The sequence below is a fragment of the Paenibacillus sp. FSL M8-0142 genome (genome assembly GCF_038597315.1).
GTDB lineage: Bacteria > Bacillota > Bacilli > Paenibacillales > Paenibacillaceae > Paenibacillus_AQ > Paenibacillus_AQ lactis.
The window spans coordinates 3,735,550-3,755,750 of record NZ_CP152008.1; the positions used below are offsets into that span (position 1 = coordinate 3,735,550).

General features: G+C 51.1%; 18 protein-coding genes and 1 other annotated feature. Of the genes, 4 read left to right on the top strand and 14 right to left on the bottom strand.

The window, feature by feature from the left end; genetic code table 11:
• The first annotated feature begins 16 nt into the window (after positions 1-16).
• Together tatA and tatC are read left to right on the top strand one after the other, a co-directional pair.
• A complete protein-coding gene (gene tatA / locus NSQ46_RS17200; protein WP_007128362.1) occupies positions 17-202 on the top strand; it encodes a twin-arginine translocase TatA/TatE family subunit in 186 nt (61 codons plus the stop codon).
• Positions 199-930, top strand: a complete 732-nt coding sequence (gene tatC / locus NSQ46_RS17205) for a twin-arginine translocase subunit TatC (protein ID WP_007128363.1) — start codon at positions 199-201, stop codon at positions 928-930. Before tatA ends, tatC begins: the two co-directional genes overlap by 4 nt.
• A gap of 130 nt (positions 931-1,060) precedes the next feature.
• Here the strand turns inward: tatC and bahA are convergent, their stop codons facing one another.
• The 4 genes from bahA to NSQ46_RS17225 form a co-directional block, all read right to left on the bottom strand.
• Complete coding sequence (gene bahA, locus NSQ46_RS17210; RefSeq protein WP_007128364.1) at positions 1,061-3,319, bottom strand: bacitracin amidohydrolase BahA; 2,259 nt, start codon at positions 3,317-3,319, stop codon at positions 1,061-1,063.
• A 96-nt stretch (positions 3,320-3,415) separates the two neighbouring features.
• Positions 3,416-4,582 carry a HAMP domain-containing sensor histidine kinase gene (locus NSQ46_RS17215; RefSeq protein WP_007128365.1) on the bottom strand — a complete coding sequence of 389 codons (1,167 nt, stop codon included), beginning with the start codon at positions 4,580-4,582 and terminating at the stop codon, positions 3,416-3,418.
• Positions 4,579-5,292, bottom strand: a complete 714-nt coding sequence (locus tag NSQ46_RS17220; RefSeq protein ID WP_007128366.1) for a response regulator transcription factor — start codon at positions 5,290-5,292, stop codon at positions 4,579-4,581. The genes NSQ46_RS17215 and NSQ46_RS17220 overlap by 4 nt, the downstream gene beginning before the upstream one ends.
• 134 nt (positions 5,293-5,426) lie before the next feature.
• Positions 5,427-5,999: a TetR/AcrR family transcriptional regulator gene (locus NSQ46_RS17225; RefSeq protein ID WP_007128367.1), complete on the bottom strand. Its 573-nt coding sequence runs from the start codon at positions 5,997-5,999 to the stop codon at positions 5,427-5,429.
• 277 nt (positions 6,000-6,276) lie between these two features.
• Here NSQ46_RS17225 and NSQ46_RS17230 point away from each other — a divergent pair, with 277 nt between their 5' ends.
• Positions 6,277-7,224, top strand: a complete 948-nt coding sequence (locus NSQ46_RS17230) for a 2-dehydropantoate 2-reductase N-terminal domain-containing protein (RefSeq protein ID WP_007128368.1) — start codon at positions 6,277-6,279, stop codon at positions 7,222-7,224.
• A 171-nt stretch (positions 7,225-7,395) separates the two neighbouring features.
• Here NSQ46_RS17230 and NSQ46_RS17235 read toward each other — a convergent pair whose 3' ends face one another.
• The 4 genes from NSQ46_RS17235 to NSQ46_RS17250 all read right to left on the bottom strand — a co-directional run bounded on the left by NSQ46_RS17235 (position 7,396) and on the right by NSQ46_RS17250 (position 11,705).
• The gene (locus tag NSQ46_RS17235; RefSeq protein WP_007128369.1) at positions 7,396-8,994 is read right to left on the bottom strand and encodes an amidohydrolase; all 1,599 of its coding nucleotides are present in this window, start codon (positions 8,992-8,994) and stop codon (positions 7,396-7,398) included.
• A gap of 109 nt (positions 8,995-9,103) precedes the next feature.
• The gene (gene map, locus NSQ46_RS17240; protein WP_007128370.1) at positions 9,104-9,850 is read right to left on the bottom strand and encodes a type I methionyl aminopeptidase; all 747 of its coding nucleotides are present in this window, start codon (positions 9,848-9,850) and stop codon (positions 9,104-9,106) included.
• Between the two features lie 13 nt (positions 9,851-9,863).
• Positions 9,864-10,397: a hypothetical protein gene (locus NSQ46_RS17245; protein WP_007128371.1), complete on the bottom strand. Its 534-nt coding sequence runs from the start codon at positions 10,395-10,397 to the stop codon at positions 9,864-9,866.
• Between the two features lie 225 nt (positions 10,398-10,622).
• On the bottom strand, positions 10,623-11,705 hold the full coding sequence (locus NSQ46_RS17250) for a glycoside hydrolase family 172 protein (RefSeq protein ID WP_007128372.1): 1,083 nt from the start codon (positions 11,703-11,705) through the stop codon (positions 10,623-10,625).
• A gap of 203 nt (positions 11,706-11,908) precedes the next feature.
• Here NSQ46_RS17250 and NSQ46_RS17255 point away from each other — a divergent pair, with 203 nt between their 5' ends.
• Positions 11,909-12,778 (top strand): AraC family transcriptional regulator, encoded by an 870-nt coding sequence (locus NSQ46_RS17255; protein ID WP_007128373.1) that lies wholly within the window; start codon positions 11,909-11,911, stop codon positions 12,776-12,778.
• Between the two features lie 133 nt (positions 12,779-12,911).
• Here NSQ46_RS17255 and NSQ46_RS17260 read toward each other — a convergent pair whose 3' ends face one another.
• From NSQ46_RS17260 to metE, 6 genes are all read right to left on the bottom strand, one after another.
• A complete protein-coding gene (locus tag NSQ46_RS17260; protein ID WP_007128374.1) occupies positions 12,912-14,279 on the bottom strand; it encodes an MFS transporter in 1,368 nt (455 codons plus the stop codon).
• Positions 14,280-14,473: 194 nt separating this feature from the next.
• Entirely contained in the window at positions 14,474-14,635 is a 162-nt protein-coding gene (locus NSQ46_RS17265; RefSeq protein WP_007130282.1) for a hypothetical protein, read from the bottom strand.
• Positions 14,636-14,848: 213 nt separating this feature from the next.
• Positions 14,849-15,184, bottom strand: coding sequence for a thioredoxin family protein (locus NSQ46_RS17270; RefSeq protein ID WP_007130283.1), 336 nt, complete (start codon positions 15,182-15,184; stop codon positions 14,849-14,851).
• A gap of 26 nt (positions 15,185-15,210) precedes the next feature.
• Positions 15,211-15,549: a bacillithiol system redox-active protein YtxJ gene (gene ytxJ / locus NSQ46_RS17275; RefSeq protein ID WP_007130284.1), complete on the bottom strand. Its 339-nt coding sequence runs from the start codon at positions 15,547-15,549 to the stop codon at positions 15,211-15,213.
• Between the two features lie 254 nt (positions 15,550-15,803).
• On the bottom strand, positions 15,804-16,889 hold the full coding sequence (asd, locus tag NSQ46_RS17280; protein ID WP_077565737.1) for an aspartate-semialdehyde dehydrogenase: 1,086 nt from the start codon (positions 16,887-16,889) through the stop codon (positions 15,804-15,806).
• A gap of 194 nt (positions 16,890-17,083) precedes the next feature.
• Positions 17,084-17,396: a binding site (T-box leader), on the bottom strand.
• A 76-nt stretch (positions 17,397-17,472) separates the two neighbouring features.
• Positions 17,473-19,761, bottom strand: coding sequence for a 5-methyltetrahydropteroyltriglutamate--homocysteine S-methyltransferase (gene metE / locus NSQ46_RS17285; RefSeq protein ID WP_210095295.1), 2,289 nt, complete (start codon positions 19,759-19,761; stop codon positions 17,473-17,475).
• Positions 19,762-20,201: the final 440 nt, after the last annotated feature.

Consider the following 20,201-nt stretch of genomic DNA (forward strand, 5'->3'; position numbering starts at 1 on the left):
TAGGGGAGTTGATCTTATGCCACTGGGAAACATCGGAGTAACCGGATTGATTCTGATCCTGTTGATCGCCTTGATTATTTTCGGGCCATCGAAGCTGCCTGAGCTGGGGCGGGCTTTCGGACGGACGCTCAGCGAGTTTAAAAACTCGACGCGCGAGCTCGTATCCGCGAACGATACGGAAGAAGGAGACAAGCTGAAATGACGGATCGGGAGCAGGAGCAGCATCTGACGGAGCATTTTATGGAACTTCGCAAGCGGATTATGATTACATTGGGCACCTTCTTGGTTGCCCTCTGTGCCGCTTTCCTGTACGTAGAACCCCTGTACAAGATGCTGACCCGCGATGTCGAGGGTCAGCTTCAGGTTCTGGGGCCTACGGATGTTATCTGGGTGTATCTCATGATCGCAGGCGTGATCGCATTGGCGGTAACGACTCCGGTCGCAGGTTATCAGGTATGGCGGTTTGTCGTGCCGGGTCTTCGCCCTGTTGAACGCCGCATCACGCTTGCTTATATTCCGGCGATTGCAGGGCTGTTTGTCCTGGGTCTCTCCTTCGGTTATTTTGTGATCTATCCGATGGTGCTTTCCTTTCTGGATTCGCTGTCCGGCAACTTTATGACCGCATACACGGCGGAGAAGTATTTCCGCTTCATGATCAATATGACCGTACCGTTCGGCGTTCTATTCGAAATGCCCGTCGTCATCATGTTCTTAACGTCACTCGGTATCCTGAATCCGCTGCGGCTGGCCAAAATGCGAAAAGTCGCTTATTTGCTGCTGACCATTGCCGCCGTGACCATTACGCCCCCTGATTTCGTGTCCGACATTCTCGTGATCGTCCCGCTGTTCCTTTTGTATGAGATTAGTGTGGGACTCTCCCGTCTCGTCTATCAAAGAAGGCTGACAAAGCTCAATCCGATCAGCGAGTGAATGGTGGCTCGGGTGCGGCAGTGCATTGATGACAACGGAGAAAAGCCGCCATGCCGGCGGCTCTTTAGCGTGTCTATAATTTTGTAGGTTCGTTAAGCTTCAAGCCTTCATTCAGAGCGTCCCTGCAGGTTTATGGACGGATGCCTACATCATTCAGCAGGATGGTTCCGCGCTTGGTCAGGTTGAACTGGAGACGGATCTTGGTTAACTGCTCCGGATTGAAATCCGGATTCATTTTTTTGAAATCGCCTAGCCCGAGATCATAGCTCTGAAAGACGGGTTCCGAGGTCTCCCCAAAATTAGATAATGGCCATTTCAGCAGTTTGCCCTTAATGACAGGCGGCAGTTTGGATATATGGCTGAGGGGAAGGCTTGCCTGACGGCCCTTCTTGTCTTCTACCGTAATCGTAAAATTGATCAGCTCCTTCGGATCGCCGTTATCTTCTTTTCGGCGGGCATCCGCCAGCGAGAATACGATGGAGCTCTCCTCGCCTGTCTTCACCGCTCGTTCAGGGAGCGTAACCGTATAGGCTGCGGGTTCAGCCGAAGCTTTTGAATTCCAACCTAAACGGACTGCGCTGTAATCCGCTTCACCCATTTTGGCCTTCACCTTCTCCTCCTTCCATTGCTGGAGGTTCTCGCCCATTATGCTGCCGCCTGGCAACGTGGTGCTCTGGAGATCAATGTCTTCTTGATAATCCGCAAGCAGGATCGTTTGCGAATCGTTATAATTGCCGACGTACAGATTATCGGGAAGCCATTCCTTGGCGTACCCCAAATCTCTGAACACCTCTCGATATTGCCCTTGGTCCTTCAGCGTGGCATCTAAAAACGAGGCTATAAACACTTTCGCAATCGCTTCCTGTTCATCCCGCGGCATGATTTGACGGACGTTAAACAGTTGGTTCCCCAAGCCTGCCACGTCTCCTCTGCCCCAGCCTCCGTTAAACTGGCCGTGGTTGGCGCCATAAATATAGACCAGGGCTTTCATGTAATCCGTGCCCTCCGTATACCGAATCCGATGATACTGCTTGGCACCGTCCAGGCTGCTGACATCCATATCATGAGCTCCATGCAGAGCCAAATAATGCACATCTTTCAGCGGCAGCGGTTTGCCTTGAGGCTTATATTGCCCGTCCGTGCCGGCGATGGACACCAAAGACCGGATCGAAAAGTTATAATCAAACTTGATATGGCCGCGGTCCGGATGACTCGAGAGCCTGTTGAAGGCAGCGGCGATAGTGACCGCTTCCCCGCCTCGGGAGTGTCCGATCAGGGCGATTCGTTCCATATCGACTTTCTGATAAAAGGGATGGTTCGGATCGCTGTTCCAGCCCTTCCAGGTTTTCAAATGCTCCAGCAGCAGCAAACCTCTTGCCGGATTTTCATTCAGCAGCGGGCTAAGCAGGAACAGATCCTCATACGGTGAGAAATTCAGGAAATTTTCATCCACCGACACAAATATATACCCTTTGCTCGCCAGCAGTTTGCCCAGGTAATCATATCCCGCATCCGAATAATCGTTCATCAAGTGATTTCCATGGACGATGAGAACTAACGGAAAGGGGCCCTCCCCTTCGGGATACCACACTTCTCCGTTTAACGGCATGGCATCGGGGCCAAATCCAAGCGACTTCGTGCGAACGGATGACCATTTATCGACAAACTCGGAAGCATCCACCGTCTTGGTAGTCAGCGAACCGCTTTGATTGAACTCTTTTCGATAGTTGTCCGGACTTCCGTACAGCAGGCTTTTGACTGGATACTCGCCTTGCTCGGCAGGGTTTTTCATCGCCGTGCCATCATACCGGGCTGAAGTTTTCAGCTGTTTCAAGGTCACGTCCGGAGCGGCTTCATCCCCCGCACGAATCAACCAGAAGCTGCCGGAGCCGATCACGAATGCGATCAGGGTTAAACAGGCCACGGCACCAATTTTCCTGGTTTTGGAAGACTGCTTGTATCTTCCGGTTGCAACATTATAAACCAATGCACCAAACAAAGAAAAAACAACTGCAAACAACACGATGAAAACTACCGATACTTCCAACGGTCCAATGAAGCAAAATAAAAGCATGCTGAGGGAGTACAGCAATATCCAAATATAACGACTTGGCAGCTTTTTTACCCCGTGCAGCAGCCATGCAGCCAATCCGCTAATCAACGCTACGGCGAAGACAAACAGGAATGTACCTGTGAAAAAGCGGACGAAACTTTGCCCCGTCAATAGATACCTTGCCTGAATAAGGACCAAGATCAATGCGATGGCGCCAAGCCCGAGTGACGCTCCCTTCCAACCGGGCGTTAGCGGCTTTATGCGTTTCCGGCCAGTGATCCATCTTCGAATCAAGATCGGGCCCTTCTCTGTTTGTTTCTCTTCTTGTGTCTCCAAACTCTCCAGTCCTCCTGTATACCCTTTATAGTTGGTTCTACATCAGAGATTACCGGACAACTCTTTCACTTCGCTTTCCCTATTCTTTCAGTAATCTTACATTTCTTCAGGCAGAAAAAGAACGAATGTCGTTTGCCCGTTCGTGGTCAGCGTGATCGTTCCCCCATGCTTTTCAATGACCTGTTTGGCAATAGCAAGGCCAAGCCCCGTACCGCCATCGCTTTTCCGGGCAAGGTCTCCGCGAACAAATGCATCGAACACCTTCCCCTGTATGTCTTCCGGAATGCCGACTCCATCGTCCGACAGGTGAATTTCCACCCCGTTACCCGCAGCTGCCAATTTCAAGCCGACGGTTGTTCCGGGCGGGTTGTATTTCAAGGCGTTGGACAGGATATTGGAAACGGCCCGGTATAACCAGGTCGCGTTAAATGGGATCCAGATTTCCCGATCGGGAATATCGTAATGGAAATAAAACTTATGCTCCTCGAATACCTCGTAATACTCGGCCGCGATGGCCCTCGTAAATTCCGTTATGTCCGAGGTCTGCACGTCAAAAGGATACTCCGGGCTATCCAGCTTGGACAGCTCAAAGATCCCGTCGATCAGCTCTAGCATCAAACTGGCTTTATTGGAGATCATGCTCAGGATTTGCGCCCTTCTCTCTTCAGAATCAACGAGCCCTACCTCCATCGCTTCGATATATCCCCGAAGGGTGGTCATGGGTGTTTTTAAGTCGTGAGAAATGTCCATCAGCATTCGCTGCTTACTCTCTTCCAGCTCCCGCTTCTCCTTCTCGATTTGTTCGAGCCGCGCTGCCATTTCATTGAAATCATCCTGAATTTGCGCAAGCTCATAGCTCGCTTGAAAATTCAGCCTTTCGTGGTAATGTCCGCGGGCAATGCTCCGGATGCCGTCTGCGATCGACCGAAGCGGAGTGGTTACCCGGGATGCAGTCCACCTTCCGAAGGCATATACGATGATTGCAAACAAAGCGAGAAACAGCAGAAGCGTTTTCAGAGCCATTCCATAAAATACTTTCACTTTCTCTTGCTCATGCTGTTCGCTGTTCACTCCAGGCGCGGCAGCTGGATCGCCCATAACTTCAGCCTCCACCGACTTGATCGGTCCTGAAGCCTCCCTAAAGTAATTCACCATTTGCGCATTTAATACGAACAGTGAAAACGCGGCAATGAGCGCAATCGTTATAAAGAAAAAAATATATTGGCGGATCAGCGAACGCTGCAGGCGATTAGGCGATTTCATGGCTGTAACTCATCTTTCTTCGCAAACCGGTAACCGAGCCCGCGAATGGTTTTGATATAGACGGGCTTCCTCGGACAAGCCTCGATTTTGTCGCGCAGCCTGCTGATTTGGACCATGACGGCGTTATCGTCAGCAAGATAATGCTCGTCCCAGGCATACTCAAAAATTTGCTTCCTCGTAAATACGCGCCCCGGCTCCCCCATGAACAGCTTCAATAATTTGTATTCGATCGCGCTCAGCGAAATCGGCGTTCCCTTGATGTATAACGTGCATTCCCGGTGATCCAGCTGCAGGTCCCCGATGCACGTGTCGAATACCCGCGGAGCTTCAGGCAGCTCATTGAACTCATATGAACGTCTCAACTGGGCCTGTATTCTCGCCATCACTTCCAGCGGGCTGAACGGTTTGGACACATAATCGTCTGCCCCTAGCTTCAGACCGGTTATTTTATCAAGCTCCTGATTTTTGGCCGAAATGAGAATGACCGGGATCTTATAATCCTGCCGCATCATGCGGAGCAGCTGAAACCCATCGATGAACGGCATCATGATATCGAACAGCGCCAGATCCACGTGCTTGCTTCGCAAATGCGCTAAGGCTGCTTTACCGTCGAAAGCTTCCAGTGTCTGATATCCTTCTGCGTCCAGATAAAGTTTAAGCATATCGATAATATCCGGATCATCATCGACTACAAGTATGGTTTTTGGCATTAATGCATCCTCCTCCAAGTAGTATATGGTTCTCCTTGGGAGGCGAATTTCCTTTTTTGCGTGGATTCAAGAACAAGTTGGTAAATAACAAAAAGCACCCTCCGTAATCGGAAAGGCACTTTCCATCTAACCATTTAGCGGCGTCCAACAAAACCATACAAGAGAAGCTGATTAAGCTCAGCCATCTTCTTTTTATAATTCCCCGATCTTGCCCATGAGGCTTGGAGTGACCCTACGGCATTTAATAATTCCAAGAGGGTCTCCACGGAAACCGAAGCGTGAATCGCCCCTTCCTTCTTCCCCAGCTCAATATATTCCTGAATAAGCTCGATTCTGATTTGATTGGTGTTTTCGCTATATAAGCTTGCCAGCACCTGATCTTCAACGGCACCCGGTGTGCCAAGCAACTGGTAGTCTTGTTCGGCACAGATCTCCAGTACTTGGGATAGCTTGTCCTTAAAGTCGATATTTTGCTGCAAAAGCTCCTTGGCTCTTCGGATGGTGTTTTGCATCAGAACGTTTGCACATTCTTTGACCACCCCTTCTTTACTGCCGAAGTAGTTATACAGGGATACCGATGAAACGCCGGATTCTTCAGCAATGTCTTTAATGCTGACATGGATGAAGCCTTTTTCTTTAAAAAGCTTTAATGCCGCATGAATGATCGCATCCTTCTTTTGCTGCGTTCTGATTTCGAATTTGTTCATCCGCCTTCACCCGCTTCCAAATTTCATCACTTCAGGTATTTTAACATAAATCGAATATTTTTTAAATTTAATCGGGAATATTTAAAAACTTCTTGACATCCTGGTTGATGTCCATATAGAATCAAGCTGTTAATTTTTAAATTTCATTACGATTATTTAAAAACTTTGTTGAAACAAATAAGCGCATAAGCAAACACGGGTTGGATCAAATGATTCAACTCAATCAACCGTCCAATCCGACATGACGATGGGAGAGGACGCTAAAGGAGGATCCGCGATGCAAATATTAGTTTACGGCGCAGGCGTGCTGGGCAGTTATTTAGCCCACGAGCTGGAGCGCGGAGGACACAAGGTCACAATGCTGGCCAGAGGACGACGGGCGGATGAGTTGGAGAAGAACGGCAATGTCATCCGGCACTATTTACAATTTCGGACCACGGTACATAACGTACGGGTCATCCGCGAACTCCAGCCGGACGATGTTTATGACCTGATTTTTGTCGTGATGAAATACCCGGATTTCGAGTCGGTATTGCCTGCGCTTGCAGCAAACCACAGCCGCCATATCGTCTTGATGGGCAACAATGCAAGTCCAGGGCCAATGGAGGAGTATTTGCAAACCCATAGTCCGGTACCCAAAAAGGTTGCATTCGCTTTTCAGTCGATCGCTGGCTGGAGAGAGAATGGTCTTGTTATAAGCGTCCGCAGCCCAAGAACCAAAATCAACATCGGAGGTTTAGGCCAGGACCTGTCTTGGCGTTCGGTAATCGACCAGGCTTTGGTTAACACCAAATTTAAGTGGTCTTATCAGAAAGATATGGATGATTGGCTGAAAAGTCATTTTGTGTTCATCTTGCCCCTGAATTTCATAGCTTCTTCCTATAACGGCCATCTGCGGAGAGCCGCAAAAGACAAGAAGCTCCTTCATCTCGTGATCGATGCTGTAGATGAGGGACATCAAGTGTTGGAGAAGAACGGTTATACGGTTACTCCCGCCGCTCAAAAGCAATTCGCCCGCAAACAAAGAAAGCTGTTTTACTTCCTGTTAAAGATAATGCTGTCAACCCCGATTAGCGGAATCCTGTTAAGCGATAAGGCCGTATCGGCAAGCGAGACGACCGCTTTACAGCATGCCTTCAATCAATTGAAGAAACGGGCGAACATGGCCACACCCGCTTGGGACGAGCTTCAACGGTATTCCCCCGTTGATAGTCCGAATAAGTAGCTTCGTCAATTTAAATAAGCTTTTTCATAGAAAAAATCTCTGCTCGACCAGCGAGCAGAGATTTCATAAACATTCGATCAGATCCGGATCAAAGAGACAGCCGGAGCTGCCCCAGTTCGACCTGGATCATCCCTTAGTTAATAAACTAAGCGCTCTGCGAACCGGCATGTCCTAGGCCATATACCCTATTTCGCCATTCACAACCGTCATCCGCACCTTGATCTTTAGCAGATCATCCGGATCCATATCATTATGTATCATTCGGTCAACGACGGTGAAATCAGCATATTTCCCGACCTCGATGCTCCCTCTCTCCCCTGCTTCACCCGCCGCTGCTGCACTGCCCGTGGTGAACAGCTCCACGGCCTCGGTTACGCTAAGCTTTTCTTCCGGGATGTAGCCCTCATGCCGCTCACCCGGCTTTCGTCTTGTAACGGCGGCATGAATGCCAAGAAACGGATCCAACGGTTCAATCGGCGCATCGCTCCCGCCCGAGCAAGGCAGCCCGCTTCGCAGCCATTTCTTCCATGCATACAGATAGTTTGTCCGATTGGAGCCGACCCGTTCAAGCACCCAAGGGAAGTCGCTGGCAACGAACCTTGGCTGCAGATCGACGGCCAGACGGAGCTTCATCATCCGCTCAACTGTAGGCGGCTGAACAATCTGGGCATGTATGAAACGGTCCGGAAGCTTAGCATCCATCGGAAGCGGGTTGGCTTCCAGCACTTCTGCCATGCGTTCGGCAGCAGCGTCACCGATCGCATGGAAGGCCACCGGATAACCCAGCTTGCGCGCGCTTCGGACAATATGTGCAAGCTCTTCCGGCGAATGCATTGCGAGCCCGCAGGTATGCGGGGCATCGTCATAGGGTTCCATTAACAATGCCGTTCTTCCGCCGACGGCTCCATCGACGAACAGCTTGATTGCACCGATGCGATTCCATTCGTCTCCGCTGCCAGCCTTCAATTGAAGATCCTCTATTTCTGCCAGAAACGCATGATACATGAGCTGATGGGTGCGAAAATGCAATCCCATCTCTCTTAGCTCCCGATGGATGCGAAGCATGTCGTCCGCACTGCCGAGAAGCCGCAGGTCTTCCGTGTGCGCAGCCGTGAGGCCAAGACGGAGCGCATCCCGGCAAGCTTCATGCAGTGCGTGCTTCAAAGCTGCAGCCTCGGGCTGCGGCTGAACGTCAAAAAAAGGAATCGATGCATTTTCATAGATCCATCCATTCAGCTGTCCGCTTGGATCCCTGCCGAAGGCTCCGGATTCCGGATCCGGAGCCCCTTCGGGAATGCCTGCTTGGCGAAATGCTGCCGAATTGCCCAAATAAGCATGAAAACAGGTCCTCGTTAAAAAGATCGGATGAACCGTCGAGATTTCATCCAGCTCCAGCCGATGAGGCACCGTGCCTTCCCGGAAGCTGTTCTCGTTCCAATTCAGCCCCAGAATCCAATCTCCCGGCGGCGTTACCTCAGCACGTTTCCTCAGCATATCCAGCATTTCGTCTTTGCTTGTCACTTCCGTAAAGTCGAGCATGCCAAGCTTCAATCCATGCATGCCCAGATGCATATGGGCATCGACAAGGCCCGGAAGCACCCAGGCACCTTCCCAATCCACTATGCGATAGTCTTTACCTGCCAGCTGAAGCCGCAGATCGGCCGCGCTGCCAATGGCGCGAATGACGCCATCCTCCACAAATACGGCATCCGCAGCTGTGGGGGACTGCCTCGTCCATAATTTTCCATTCATAAATAGGACTGGTTTCATGGGTATGTCCTCCGAATGTTTTTCCTCATTATATCAAAATCATAGGCTTACCGAAGACGCAAAAAAGGCCCGGGAATCAACCCGAAGCCTTTGCTTCCAACACCTGGCATTATTGCATCGTCAATATGAGCGGTCCGTCCTTTGTGATGGCAATGGTATGTTCATATTGCGCGGATAGCTTTCCATCCGCCGTCCTGGCGGTCCAGCCGTTTGCATCCATCTTGCTTTCCCATACCCCCACATTAATCATCGGCTCGATTGTAATGACCATGCCTTCCTTTAAACGCAGCCCTTTTCCCGGAGATCCAAAATGAGGGATTTGAGGTTCTTCATGGATCCGCGGCCCAATGCCGTGACCGGTGAACTCGCGGACAACCCCGTATCCCCGAGCTTCGGCATACGTCTGAATCGCATGGCCGATATCACCGATCCGGTTTCCGATCTGAGCTTGCTCAATTCCTTTGTAGAGGCATTCGAGGGTTACGTCCATCAGTCCCTTCGCCTCTTCGGAAACGTCGCCGACCGCATAAGTCCAGGCCGAATCCGCCAAGCTGCCGTTCAAATTGACGACGAAATCGATCGTAACGATATCCCCGTTTGCAAGCGGCTCCTTCCGGGGATACCCGTGGCAGATTTCATCGTTTACCGACGCGCATGTTGCATACTGGTAACCGTTATATCCGATCTGTTCCGGAACAGCCCCGTGCTTCTTTAAATAGGTTTCAACAAAACGGTCGATGGCCGAGGTTGAGATGCCGGGCTTAATTAACTTCGCGACCTCGCGATGGCATGCGGCGAGCAGCTTGCCCGCTTCGTGCATGGATTGGATTTCCCTATTCGATTTTAGTGTGATCATGATCGGTTTCCTCCTATATCAGCCTTTGGCTGCCCATTTTAGTGCGTTCATAATGATAACGGTTGCGGCAAGCCGAGCCGCAAAACTTAGTGACCTGGGCCCTGCGATAGGGAATGAACCAGCGATCGCATTGTACACAGGTCTGCAGCGCAAGCGTGCTCTTCTCCATAGCCTCAAGCAGGCTGATGATCGACTCCATGTATTTTCGTCTCAACTGATCCGGTCCATCCAAGAACTCCGAGTGCAGCAGCAGCTGCTGTCCTTCTTCACCGGTATCACTGGTATGCTCGTCTGTTTCACCAGCAAACAGTGAAGCCGCCCTTGGAACTAAGCTCACCTTCAGCCGTATGGCCTGATATTGCTCGAAGAGCTTATTCAAGCGATGGAGCGTATCCATGCCGAGCCGCTTTCCGTCCCGAACCGATTCGGCCAATTCCAGCAGCATATCCCGGAGTCTCTCCTCCAAGCTTCCGCTCTCCACGCTATGCTGATTCAGCTCATTGATCACCTGCAGAAAATAATGCTCTCGGGATAGTATCGGACACATACCAGACGCCTCCTCCTTCATCGATGCTCCCCGTTCAATGGATAAATGGATTCAATCCATTTATACCATTAATATAGCTGAATTTCAACAATTCTAACCCGATTCACTAAAAAGAGCACAGACAAAAGGCGCGGCTATGTAAGCCGCACCCCATCCCGTCTATTACACGCTATGTGTTTGTTCAAAGCATTTCTCGGTTACGGTGACATGATCATGCTGCCCTTGTCAGATCACTTCCAGGTGATCTTTATCCGGCAGAGCACGGAATGTCGCATGCGGCTCGGCCTGGTACCAATACGCAACGGACGCAATATCGTCCTGCAGCGGCAAATACCTTCCACCCGAGCGCCATCCGAGAGCCTGAACCGTCACCCGCAAATCCTCCTCAAACCGGATCGGATCCATGATATGCCAGCGGTACATGCCGAAGCGCTGCTGACTGCGATACAAGCCATCCGGTTTAATGATCTGCGGCAGTCCCAAGAACGGCGTCGAGAAGGTACCGTATTCGCCGGTCGGATGCTCGAAATTCCAGGCCCCGCCGAAATAATCCTCCGTTCCGGTTCCACAGATGGTCGGAAATTCGCCATCGCCGTCCATGTAAAACTTAACCTCACCTTCGCCCCACCAGCCGGTATTGTTCACCTGCCACGCCAAATAAGTGCCGACATAGTGTCCTCTTCCTTGAATTCCGTCGATAATCGTATGAACGTCCTTATATTTCACGGGATTGCTTCGGTTCCATGCAGCATGGAAATAGGCGGTGTCCTCGGGCACCTCAGTCAACGTGTAATTAATCTGATAATACAGGATGACATCCTCTGTCGCCCGATTCTCCACGGTCAATCGCGCGTTACGGCGGAACGGCATCAGCCAGTAACTGTTCATTCCTCCTGCCGGATTTACGGAGATCGGCATGGAATTCACATTGCTGCGCTCACACCAGCCATTACAGAAGAAATCGCCAATAGGCACCTCAACGGATGGAGCCTCTTCATGATCCCAGTAAAAGCGTAAAATTAAATTCCGCCAATGGCCTGGAAACGTGGTCATCCACATATGCTGGATCGCTCCCGGACCGGTGATGTCGGCCAACACAAAGGTGGTTCCTGCCGGAATGGATACGGATGGCGATACCTTCCAGCCTTGGCCCAGATCGCGGGCACATGCTGCCCCGGTTCCTTCCGTCGCCATCGCTCCTTTCCCTTTTTCTCCAGTGAAGTTTTCCGGGCTGATTGAACGTGTGACCGCTTTAGATAAGCGCGGCAAACTTCCCAGACCCATATCCAGGCCGTTGAATGCTGACATGCTTGTTCACCCTCCATTTGTAAGCGTTCTATTGCTAATGATTTCGACAATGCAAACTTATGATATAGTTGACTTTGTACCGAGTTTAAAATATTCCGCGATTGCATGACAGATCCGATCAAGTCAATTTTTTAACCAAAATTGCTCATTATATCGCCTGCCCGTTTGGGATCCTATGCATATTGGCCACAGGAGGTTTCATTATGGATATGAACATGCTTTCACCCTACATACGCGTAGCTTGGGATAGTATCGTGGAACCGCCTTTCATCATCCCGGAGCGTGTTCTCTATGATTACGAGCTGATGTACGTCAAGGAAGGCGAGGTCGAGGTTACTGTGGAGGAACAAACGTTTCACGGAATCCCTGGAGACCTTTTCCTGTTCAAGCCGAAGCAGCCGCATTCCATTCGGCTTCTTAACGGCAAACGCCTTCGCCAGCCGCATATTCACTTCGACTTGTTCTATCAGCCCGACAGCCCTGAAGTCAAAGTATCCTTCAAACCTCTGAAGGCGATGACCCAGGAAGAACGGAGAAGCTTTCGCGAGGATCTAACCCCGCTGCTTGATCTGCCGCTGCCCAATCACATCCGGCTTCATCAGCCGATCATTATTGAGAAGCTCCTGTTTGATATCATTCACGAGCAGGAGCGAAAATTTCCTTACCACGACATTGCCGCCAAAGGTTTATTCATTCAGCTGTGGATTCAGCTGCTGCGCGAGGTGCATTGGCACCGAAACCCGCACCTGCAATCGAAGCAGGAGCTGCTTGACCGCGTCAAGCAATATCTCAGCCATCATACGGACCACGAAATTACGCTGGATGAGCTCGCCAGACTCGCCAATCTCAGCAAATTTTACTTATGCCGCCTGTTCAAACAGGCTTATGGCATGACCCCGATTCAATACCATGTGACCGTCCGACTGGAGAAAGCCAAGCAGATGATCCAATTTACCGACCTGCCGCTCTCCCATATCGCCGAAATGCTCGGTTTTCAAAGCATTTACGCCTTCAGCCGGGCATTCCGCAAGCTAGAGAACGTTCCCCCTTCCTATTACAGGAAGAAGAGCTGATCGCGCTTTAAGCATGAGCCACCGATATGAACATGAAAAAACCATCATCCTATTTTGATCAGGATGATGGTCTAAAGCTTCATTAGAAGCAACTATCCGTTTTCAGCAGCTATCCATCCGTTATTGCCGCGGGCTATTTTATGCTGTCGTTTCGCAATCCCAATCCGGCGATGAGTGCAACGATCAGGGCTGCACTCGTTACCAGAAATGCGTCGGAATAAGGTATGGCACTCAGCGTGTAGAGGGGATTGAGCGGATCGCCGGCAGTGCGGCGAGAAGAGAGCACCGCCCCGATAATGCCTGCCCCCGTTCCTGCACCAAGATACAGCGCACCTTGGTATATGCCGATTCCAACGCCCACCTCCTCTTTAGACAACGAACTGACCGCAGCGCTGTTAGCCGGAGAATTGGTCAGCGCGAATGCGATCCCTGCTCCGAGAACACCCACGGATACGATCGCTGGTGGAGATCCTGCCGCATACGTTGACAAGAATAATGTGGAGACGCCCATCAAGCTGACACCGGCAAGGATCAGTCGTTTCGTCCCCACCCGATCCGATATCCGACCGATCCAAGGGGACAGGAGCGCAACTGCTGCCCCTCCCGGCAGCAGGACCAGCCCCGCTTCCCCCGGCGTAAGCCCGTTCGATTCTGCGACTAGGAGCGGAACGAACACGAGCACTGCAAAATAAGCGAACATTGAAAAGACAGAAACCAGGATGGAACAGACGTAATACCGGTTTGCAAACAATGCCGGAGGAACGAACGGGTTGTCTACGATGGTAATTCTCCGGATAAAACCGGCCAAGGCTAACAGCGAGCAGGCAAACGTGCTTAATGACGCTAAGGAACCGAACCCGGAGCTCTCTCCAAGTGTGACGCCTAGCAGAAGCATACCTGCGGAAAGCCCCAGCAGCACGCCGCCGAGCAGGTCAAACCTTCGGCCACCTGCTCCTTCCGGCAATGGCTCCAGCTTCGGCAGCGCAAACATCGAACCGATCATGCCGCCGAAGATCGGGCCGCCGGCAGTTCCCACGCCGATGCATCCTGCCATGATGCCTAGAACCCCGCCGCGCTTGCCCGGCGGGAACACCTTCGAAACGGCGACAATGGACAACACGGGAATGGCTGACATCCCCGCTCCCTGGACCATCCTTCCCACAACCAGTACGATAAGATCCCTTGCGAGGGCACAAATCAAACTTCCTAGCGCTAAAATACAAACCGCAATCAGAAACAGTTTTTTCAGCTCCACAACATCGGACATCCGCCCGTATAGGGGAACGCCGAAAGCCAGCATAAGCGCAACGCCGCTGACCACCCAGCTGACCTCTGCTTTAGTAGTTTCAAATTGATCGATTAAGATCGGCAGCACTGGGTTCACCATGTCAACCGTTATTGCAGCCACGAGCACAGATAGCGCGAATGTTGCGATAAAGAGCCTTGCTCCGCCCTGTCTTATTGTTGAAGTCAAAGCTTTTGTATTCGTATCATGAGTCATTCTATACGCCTCCTAAAAAATAAAATTCTTTTTTAGGAGGCTGCGTCCACTGCCTTCTTCACCGGTTTCTCACTCCATTTCATGACGAGATGCATCGATGGTCTCTCTTGGCAAACATCAGCCAACGAAAAAAGAGGCACCGACTCATCGGTGCCCCTGCGTGAAGCGTTTGACTCGCTGGAAATCACGCATGATCAGCGAGATTTGTCCGTCACGAAGGCAACATGCTTCCGGGCACCGTATTCTTCAAAGCCATAAACAATGCGGCAAAATGGGCAGACGTATCCCGTTAGCGTCATATCGCCGGATTTTTTTACGGATTGATCCAGATAAGCAGATACGAATACGGATCTCACGTTTGTTGCCTCCTCTCTCCCATAGATACGGACATTATATCCGATACGCTTATGTAAAACAATTCAATCTTGATCAGGATGGAACGCCTCAAAGATTCCTGTTTAAAGTAACCAGACGCCCCAGAGAGCCCGGTGGGGTGAAAAAACTGGTCTAACTCTTTGGCCTAGCCCCAAAAAAAGTCGATGAGCTTCCCGCTCATCGACTTCCATCATTCAGATCGCATACGCCTCATAAATCCTGTCGAGCTGTGTCCTTAAGGAATCAAATTTCACGAATCGCCCTTCCCTGATCAACTCCTTGCCATTCACAAACAAGAGCAATGCAGGCACGGAGAATATCAGAAATTCGGAGGCAATATCTCGGGCGACTTCCGCATCGACCAAACCTAATCGAATTTGCGGATAATCCGCTAACAGCGATCTCAGCTTCGGCAGGATGGCATGGCACACGCTGCAATCCTGCCGGGAAACATACACAAAGCTTAACGGATGATCATGGATAAATGCATCAATGGCTCTGACCGAGTTCAGCTCATGCAACTCTTTCATTGGGAGCTCCATCGGCTTTCGGTTCCTTAATCCAGAACCGCTTTGATATGCTCGGTCGTCACGGCCCAATGCGAGGCGGTCCAGTATTTCGCCTTGTCTTTGATGTAGATAATTTGCGGGGATTCATGCTTTACATTCAGATCCTCGGCAATCTGATTCGATACCGGTCTGGATTCGATCACCTTGACAAGTGTATAATCCACATCGGCGTTCGGAGTATCTTTCAAATATTGCTCATATTCTTTCAAAGCGTTCGCGCTCACGGGACATGTTGTGCTGTGTTTAAGGATAACTTGTCCGCGTTCCGCCGACTTCTCCAATATGTTCTTCCATTCATCCTGGGTCGTGATTTCTGTCCAATTCATATATGTTCTTCTCCTTCTGCTATAAAAATAAACGCATGCCGCTCTCTTCGCTGCACGATGCAATCTAACATTACGAGTAATGATAGCGGAAAATGGCCCACACATCAAGTTGCAAAACGCTTCGCTTCCGAAGCAGCACTTCGCATAAAAAGACATTCTCTCTTGGAAGCAGGCTATGGCTGAAGAACTTAGCTCAAGAGCACAAAGAACCAGGGCATACTTGCGCCGCCTGGTTCTTTGGGTATCCGCCGTTTTTATTTTGCTTGAATATAGCCTTCTGCCTTCAGCAGCTCCGCGATCAGAACCGCACCGCCGGCTGCGCCGCGCAGCGTGTTATGAGACAGCCCTACGAATTTATAATCGTAGATGGTATCCTCACGCAGTCTTCCGACCGAAACGCCCATGCCGCGCTCGATATCGCGATCCAGGTTCGTCTGCGGTCTGTTCTCCTCTTCGAAATAGGTGATGAACTGCTCCGGGGCGCTTGGCAGGCGGAGCTCCTGCGGTCTGCCCTTATATTGCCGCCAGCGGTCGATGATTTCATCCTTCGACGGCTTATTCTCGAACGAAGCAAAGACGGTAGCCAAATGTCCGTCCGTAACGGGTACGCGAATACATTGGGTTGTAATGATTGGGGAAGCGGCTTTCACGATCTCCCCGTTGTCAACACGTCCCCAAATCCGCAGCGGCTCCTGCTCGCTCTTCTCTTCCTCGCCGCCGATGTACGGGATGACGTTATCGAGCATTTCCGGCCAGTCGGTAAAGTTCTTGCCCGCACCGGAAATGGCCTGGTACGTCGATGCCACCACTTGCGTCGGCTTGTAATCAAGCAGGGCATGGAGCGCTGGCACATAGCTCTGAATCGAGCAGTTCGGCTTCACGGCGATGAAGCCTGTCGAGGTTCCCAGCCGTTTGCGCTGCGCCGCGATCACTTCGATATGTTCCGGGTTTATTTCCGGGATCACCATCGGCACGTCCGGCGTCCAGCGGTGAGCCGAATTGTTGGAGATGACAGGCGTTCCCGTTTTGGCGTATGCTTCTTCGAGCGCCTGGATTTCATTTTTCTTCATATCTACCGCACAGAAGACAAAATCCACCTGATCGGCAACCTGCTCCACCTGCGAAGCATCCTGGACGACGATCGGCTTCACATCCTCCGGTATCGGAGTGGCCAGCTTCCATCTTCCCTGCACGGATTCCTCATACGTTTTTCCTGCCGAGTTGCTGCTTGCTGCAATGACCGTTACTTGAAACCAAGGGTGGCCATCCAGCAGCTGGATAAAGCGCTGACCGACCATTCCTGTTCCGCCAACAATACCAACTTTAAGTTTTTGTGACATGTGTACTTCAAATCCTTTCGTAATGGCATCTTTGATTCGGGTGCACGGACCAGCTTCCGTTAGCGAAGGAGGTCATGCAGTAAGCTTTTCTCTAGATTACTATTCAAATCGTCTGAAATGGTGCACGTTTCTTACAGGGATTCCATCCATCCTGCCGGCACAAATAAAAAAATCCCACCCCCAAGACCGAAGTCTAAAGGGACGAGATTGAGTTCTCGTGGTACCACCCCAGATTTGCCGGCATGTCGCCATACCAGGCCTCATCGAGTACGGCATGCTTCCTGCATGTATATACTCTAGCTCTGTAACAGGAGCGCCTGTCACACCATCCCCTTTAAGAGGTTGTTCAAAAAGTCGTCAAACCGACTTTTTCAACTCACACTTTAACCTAGGTTCCGATGTGCTGCTCAGAGGCTTTATTCAATAAGGAATTCTTTACTCCTTCTCAGCTGCCGGAGCTCTCTGCACAAAGAATTCAATATTTACTCATCTCTTCATCGCATTTAATAAGATTATAATACATAAATCGGGATCTGGGGAATCCAATTTTTAAAAAATTTTATCAAGAACCTGTACGCTCCGCTCACACCTTAAGAGTATACTTGCCGCGGGCGATCCGGGTGGCCTCCACCATGTTGCGCAATGAATCGACCGTTTCCTCGATTCCTCTCGTTTTCAGGCCGCAATCCGGATTAATCCAGAACAGCTTCGGATCCAACACGCGCAGGGCGCGCCGGATCATACTGGTCATTTCCTCCACCTTCGGAACGCGCGGGCTATGGATATCATATACCCCCAGGCCGATGCCGAGCTTGTAAGTGTTCTCCTCGAAGCTGTGGATGAGTTCCCCATGGCTGCGCGACGTTTCGATCGAGATGACGTCCGCGTCCATCGCTTCAATCGAATCGATCATGTCATGGAACTCGCAATAACACATATGGGTGTGGATTTGCGTGGTTTCCTGGACCGTGCATGTCGTCATGCGGAATGCCGCTACCGCCCAGGACAAGTATTCGGCCTGCTCCTCCGCCTTCAGCGGGAGTCCTTCGCGAACAGCCGGTTCATCGACCTGAATCATCCCGATTCCGGCTCGTTCGAGCTCCTCAACCTCTTGACGGAGCGCATAAGCCAGCTGATACGCGATATGCTCGCGCGGGATGTCCTCTCGGACGAAAGACCAGTTCATAATCGTAATCGGTCCGGTCAGCATGCCCTTCACCGGACGTTTCGTCTGCGATTGAGCATATTTCGTCTCCTTGACCGTCATCGGTTGTTCAAACGCAACATCCCCGAATATGATCGGCGGCTTCACGCAGCGGGAGCCGTATGACTGTACCCAGCCAAACTGTGTGAATGCGAAACCGGCAAGCTTCTCCCCGAAAAATTCGACCATATCCGTACGCTCGAATTCGCCGTGCACAAGAACGTCCAGTCCGATCTCCTCCTGCAGCTTGATCCATATGTCGATCTGCTCTCGAATGAAGGCCTCGTAACGCTCCTCGGACCATTCGCCTTTGCGCCACTGCTGCCGTGCTTTCCGCACCTCCGCTGACTGCGGGAAGCTGCCGATCGTCGTGGTAGGCAGAATCGGCAGCCGCCATTTCTTCTGCTGCGCGATGTGCCGCTGCTCAAACGGTTGCTTTCGCTGCGGCTTCTTCGAGCGAAGCTCGAGGACGGCGTGCTGCACGTCCTGCCGATTGCGGGCATCGGACAGCTCCAAGGCTTCAAGATCATGATCGCAATGAGTCAGATCATCTCGAATGGACTCGACGCCTGACGATAGCGCTCTGGTCAGAAGCTTGAGCTCGTCCAGCTTCTCGTCCGCAAATGCCAGGGCATTTTGCAGCTCGGGCGGGAGCTTGGCCTCGCGCTTTGCGGTCACCGGCACATGAAGCAAGCTGCATGAGGTCTGCACGATGAGCCTTTCGGGCGCTACCACATTCGTAAGCTCCTGCAGCAGGCCGAGCTTGTCACGAAGCGGGGCTTTCCAGATTCCACGGCCGTCAATGATCCCGGCACCGAGTATTTTATCCTTCGGGAAACCGAAGGCTCGCAAGGAAGCGATATTGCCTTTCAAGCCATGTACAAAATCAAGACCGATGCCTTGAACCGGCAAGCTCACGATATCTTGGTAATTCTCCACCGATTCAAAATAGGTTTGCAGCATAATATTCAGTCCGGGTACGGATGCCGCAATTGTCTCATAAGCAGTCTTTAATCGCTTGTTATCCGCATCCTCCAATTTTGTAACCAATATCGGCTCATCCAGCTGTACCCATTTCACCCCTTCTTGTTCGAGCTCCTGAAGAATATGTACATATAATGGCAGCAGGCGGCCAAGCCAAGCGTCCGTCTCGCTTTCTGCGTAGCCCTTTGATAGCTTCAAGAAGGTCAGCGGCCCGACGATCACCGGCTTCCCTTCAATCCCGAGCTTCTCCTTCGCTTCGCGATAAGCGGCCAGCGGCTTATTTTCGGTGATGACAGGAACCGCCCCTTCGAGCTCCGGCACAATATAATGATAATTCGTGTTAAACCACTTGGTCATTTCACTGGCTGCGGCATCCTTCGTGCCACGGGCAACTCCATAATATACGGAGAGAGGAACCGTGCCTCCTTCATATCGGAAGCGCTTGGGAATGATGCCGAACATGGCGGCTGTATCCAGCATGTGATCGTAATAACTGAAATCATTTACCGGAATGAGGTCGATCCCCTTTTCCCGCTGCTTGAGCAAGTGCCCTAGCCGGATTTCCTCTAATCTGCTCTGAAATGACGGCTCATCCAGCTTGCCCGACCAGAAAGCCTCGAGCGCTTTCTTCCATTCCCTGTCCGCGCCAATTCGCGGGTATCCCAAAATACTGCTAATTGCCATTCTCGTAACACCCCTTACACACATATTTGATTACATGTAAGATATCACGGATCCCCTGGCGGGCAGTAACCGTTTTAAGCTATATCTAGTTATAGCCAAAAGCTATAGCAAGCCTTTAGGCCTTAAAATATAGCCACACCATAAAAAACCCTCCTGGCTCCTTGTATGAGTCCGGAGGGTTTGGAAACCGGTAAGAAACGAAAAATGGCCATCAAGATCCTTGCTCACAGGAACGATGCGATGCCAAAGCCGCATGATCGGTCCGAATCGGTTTCCCTCTAATTCTAGCAGTAATCAATCGTTCGGCCGAGGCTCAGTTTTAGTTCGCAACGTCTTGAATATCACATGTTCGATTGGACCTGAGGCAAATGCTGCCTGTGCCTGTTATAATGATACGGTAAGCGATCCGATCGATCATCGATCATCAATCACCTCATGTC

What these genes read in the sequence shown, in the direction of transcription:
- NSQ46_RS17260 (WP_007128374.1), bottom strand. Translation starts at nt 14,279, where the DNA reads ATGACTCATGATACGAATACAAAAGCTTTGACTTCAACAATAAGACAG.
- NSQ46_RS17235 (WP_007128369.1), bottom strand. Translation starts at nt 8,994, where the DNA reads ATGAAACCAGTCCTATTTATGAATGGAAAATTATGGACGAGGCAGTCC.
- tatA (WP_007128362.1), top strand. Translation starts at nt 17, where the DNA reads ATGCCACTGGGAAACATCGGAGTAACCGGATTGATTCTGATCCTGTTG.
- NSQ46_RS17255 (WP_007128373.1), top strand. Translation starts at nt 11,909, where the DNA reads ATGGATATGAACATGCTTTCACCCTACATACGCGTAGCTTGGGATAGT.
- NSQ46_RS17270 (WP_007130283.1), bottom strand. Translation starts at nt 15,184, where the DNA reads ATGAAAGAGTTGCATGAGCTGAACTCGGTCAGAGCCATTGATGCATTT.
- NSQ46_RS17220 (WP_007128366.1), bottom strand. Translation starts at nt 5,292, where the DNA reads ATGCCAAAAACCATACTTGTAGTCGATGATGATCCGGATATTATCGAT.
- NSQ46_RS17215 (WP_007128365.1), bottom strand. Translation starts at nt 4,582, where the DNA reads ATGAAATCGCCTAATCGCCTGCAGCGTTCGCTGATCCGCCAATATATT.
- tatC (WP_007128363.1), top strand. Translation starts at nt 199, where the DNA reads ATGACGGATCGGGAGCAGGAGCAGCATCTGACGGAGCATTTTATGGAA.
- NSQ46_RS17230 (WP_007128368.1), top strand. Translation starts at nt 6,277, where the DNA reads ATGCAAATATTAGTTTACGGCGCAGGCGTGCTGGGCAGTTATTTAGCC.
- map (WP_007128370.1), bottom strand. Translation starts at nt 9,850, where the DNA reads ATGATCACACTAAAATCGAATAGGGAAATCCAATCCATGCACGAAGCG.
- metE (WP_210095295.1), bottom strand. Translation starts at nt 19,761, where the DNA reads ATGGCAATTAGCAGTATTTTGGGATACCCGCGAATTGGCGCGGACAGG.
- asd (WP_077565737.1), bottom strand. Translation starts at nt 16,889, where the DNA reads ATGTCACAAAAACTTAAAGTTGGTATTGTTGGCGGAACAGGAATGGTC.
- NSQ46_RS17245 (WP_007128371.1), bottom strand. Translation starts at nt 10,397, where the DNA reads ATGTGTCCGATACTATCCCGAGAGCATTATTTTCTGCAGGTGATCAAT.
- NSQ46_RS17250 (WP_007128372.1), bottom strand. Translation starts at nt 11,705, where the DNA reads ATGTCAGCATTCAACGGCCTGGATATGGGTCTGGGAAGTTTGCCGCGC.
- NSQ46_RS17225 (WP_007128367.1), bottom strand. Translation starts at nt 5,999, where the DNA reads ATGAACAAATTCGAAATCAGAACGCAGCAAAAGAAGGATGCGATCATT.
- ytxJ (WP_007130284.1), bottom strand. Translation starts at nt 15,549, where the DNA reads ATGAATTGGACAGAAATCACGACCCAGGATGAATGGAAGAACATATTG.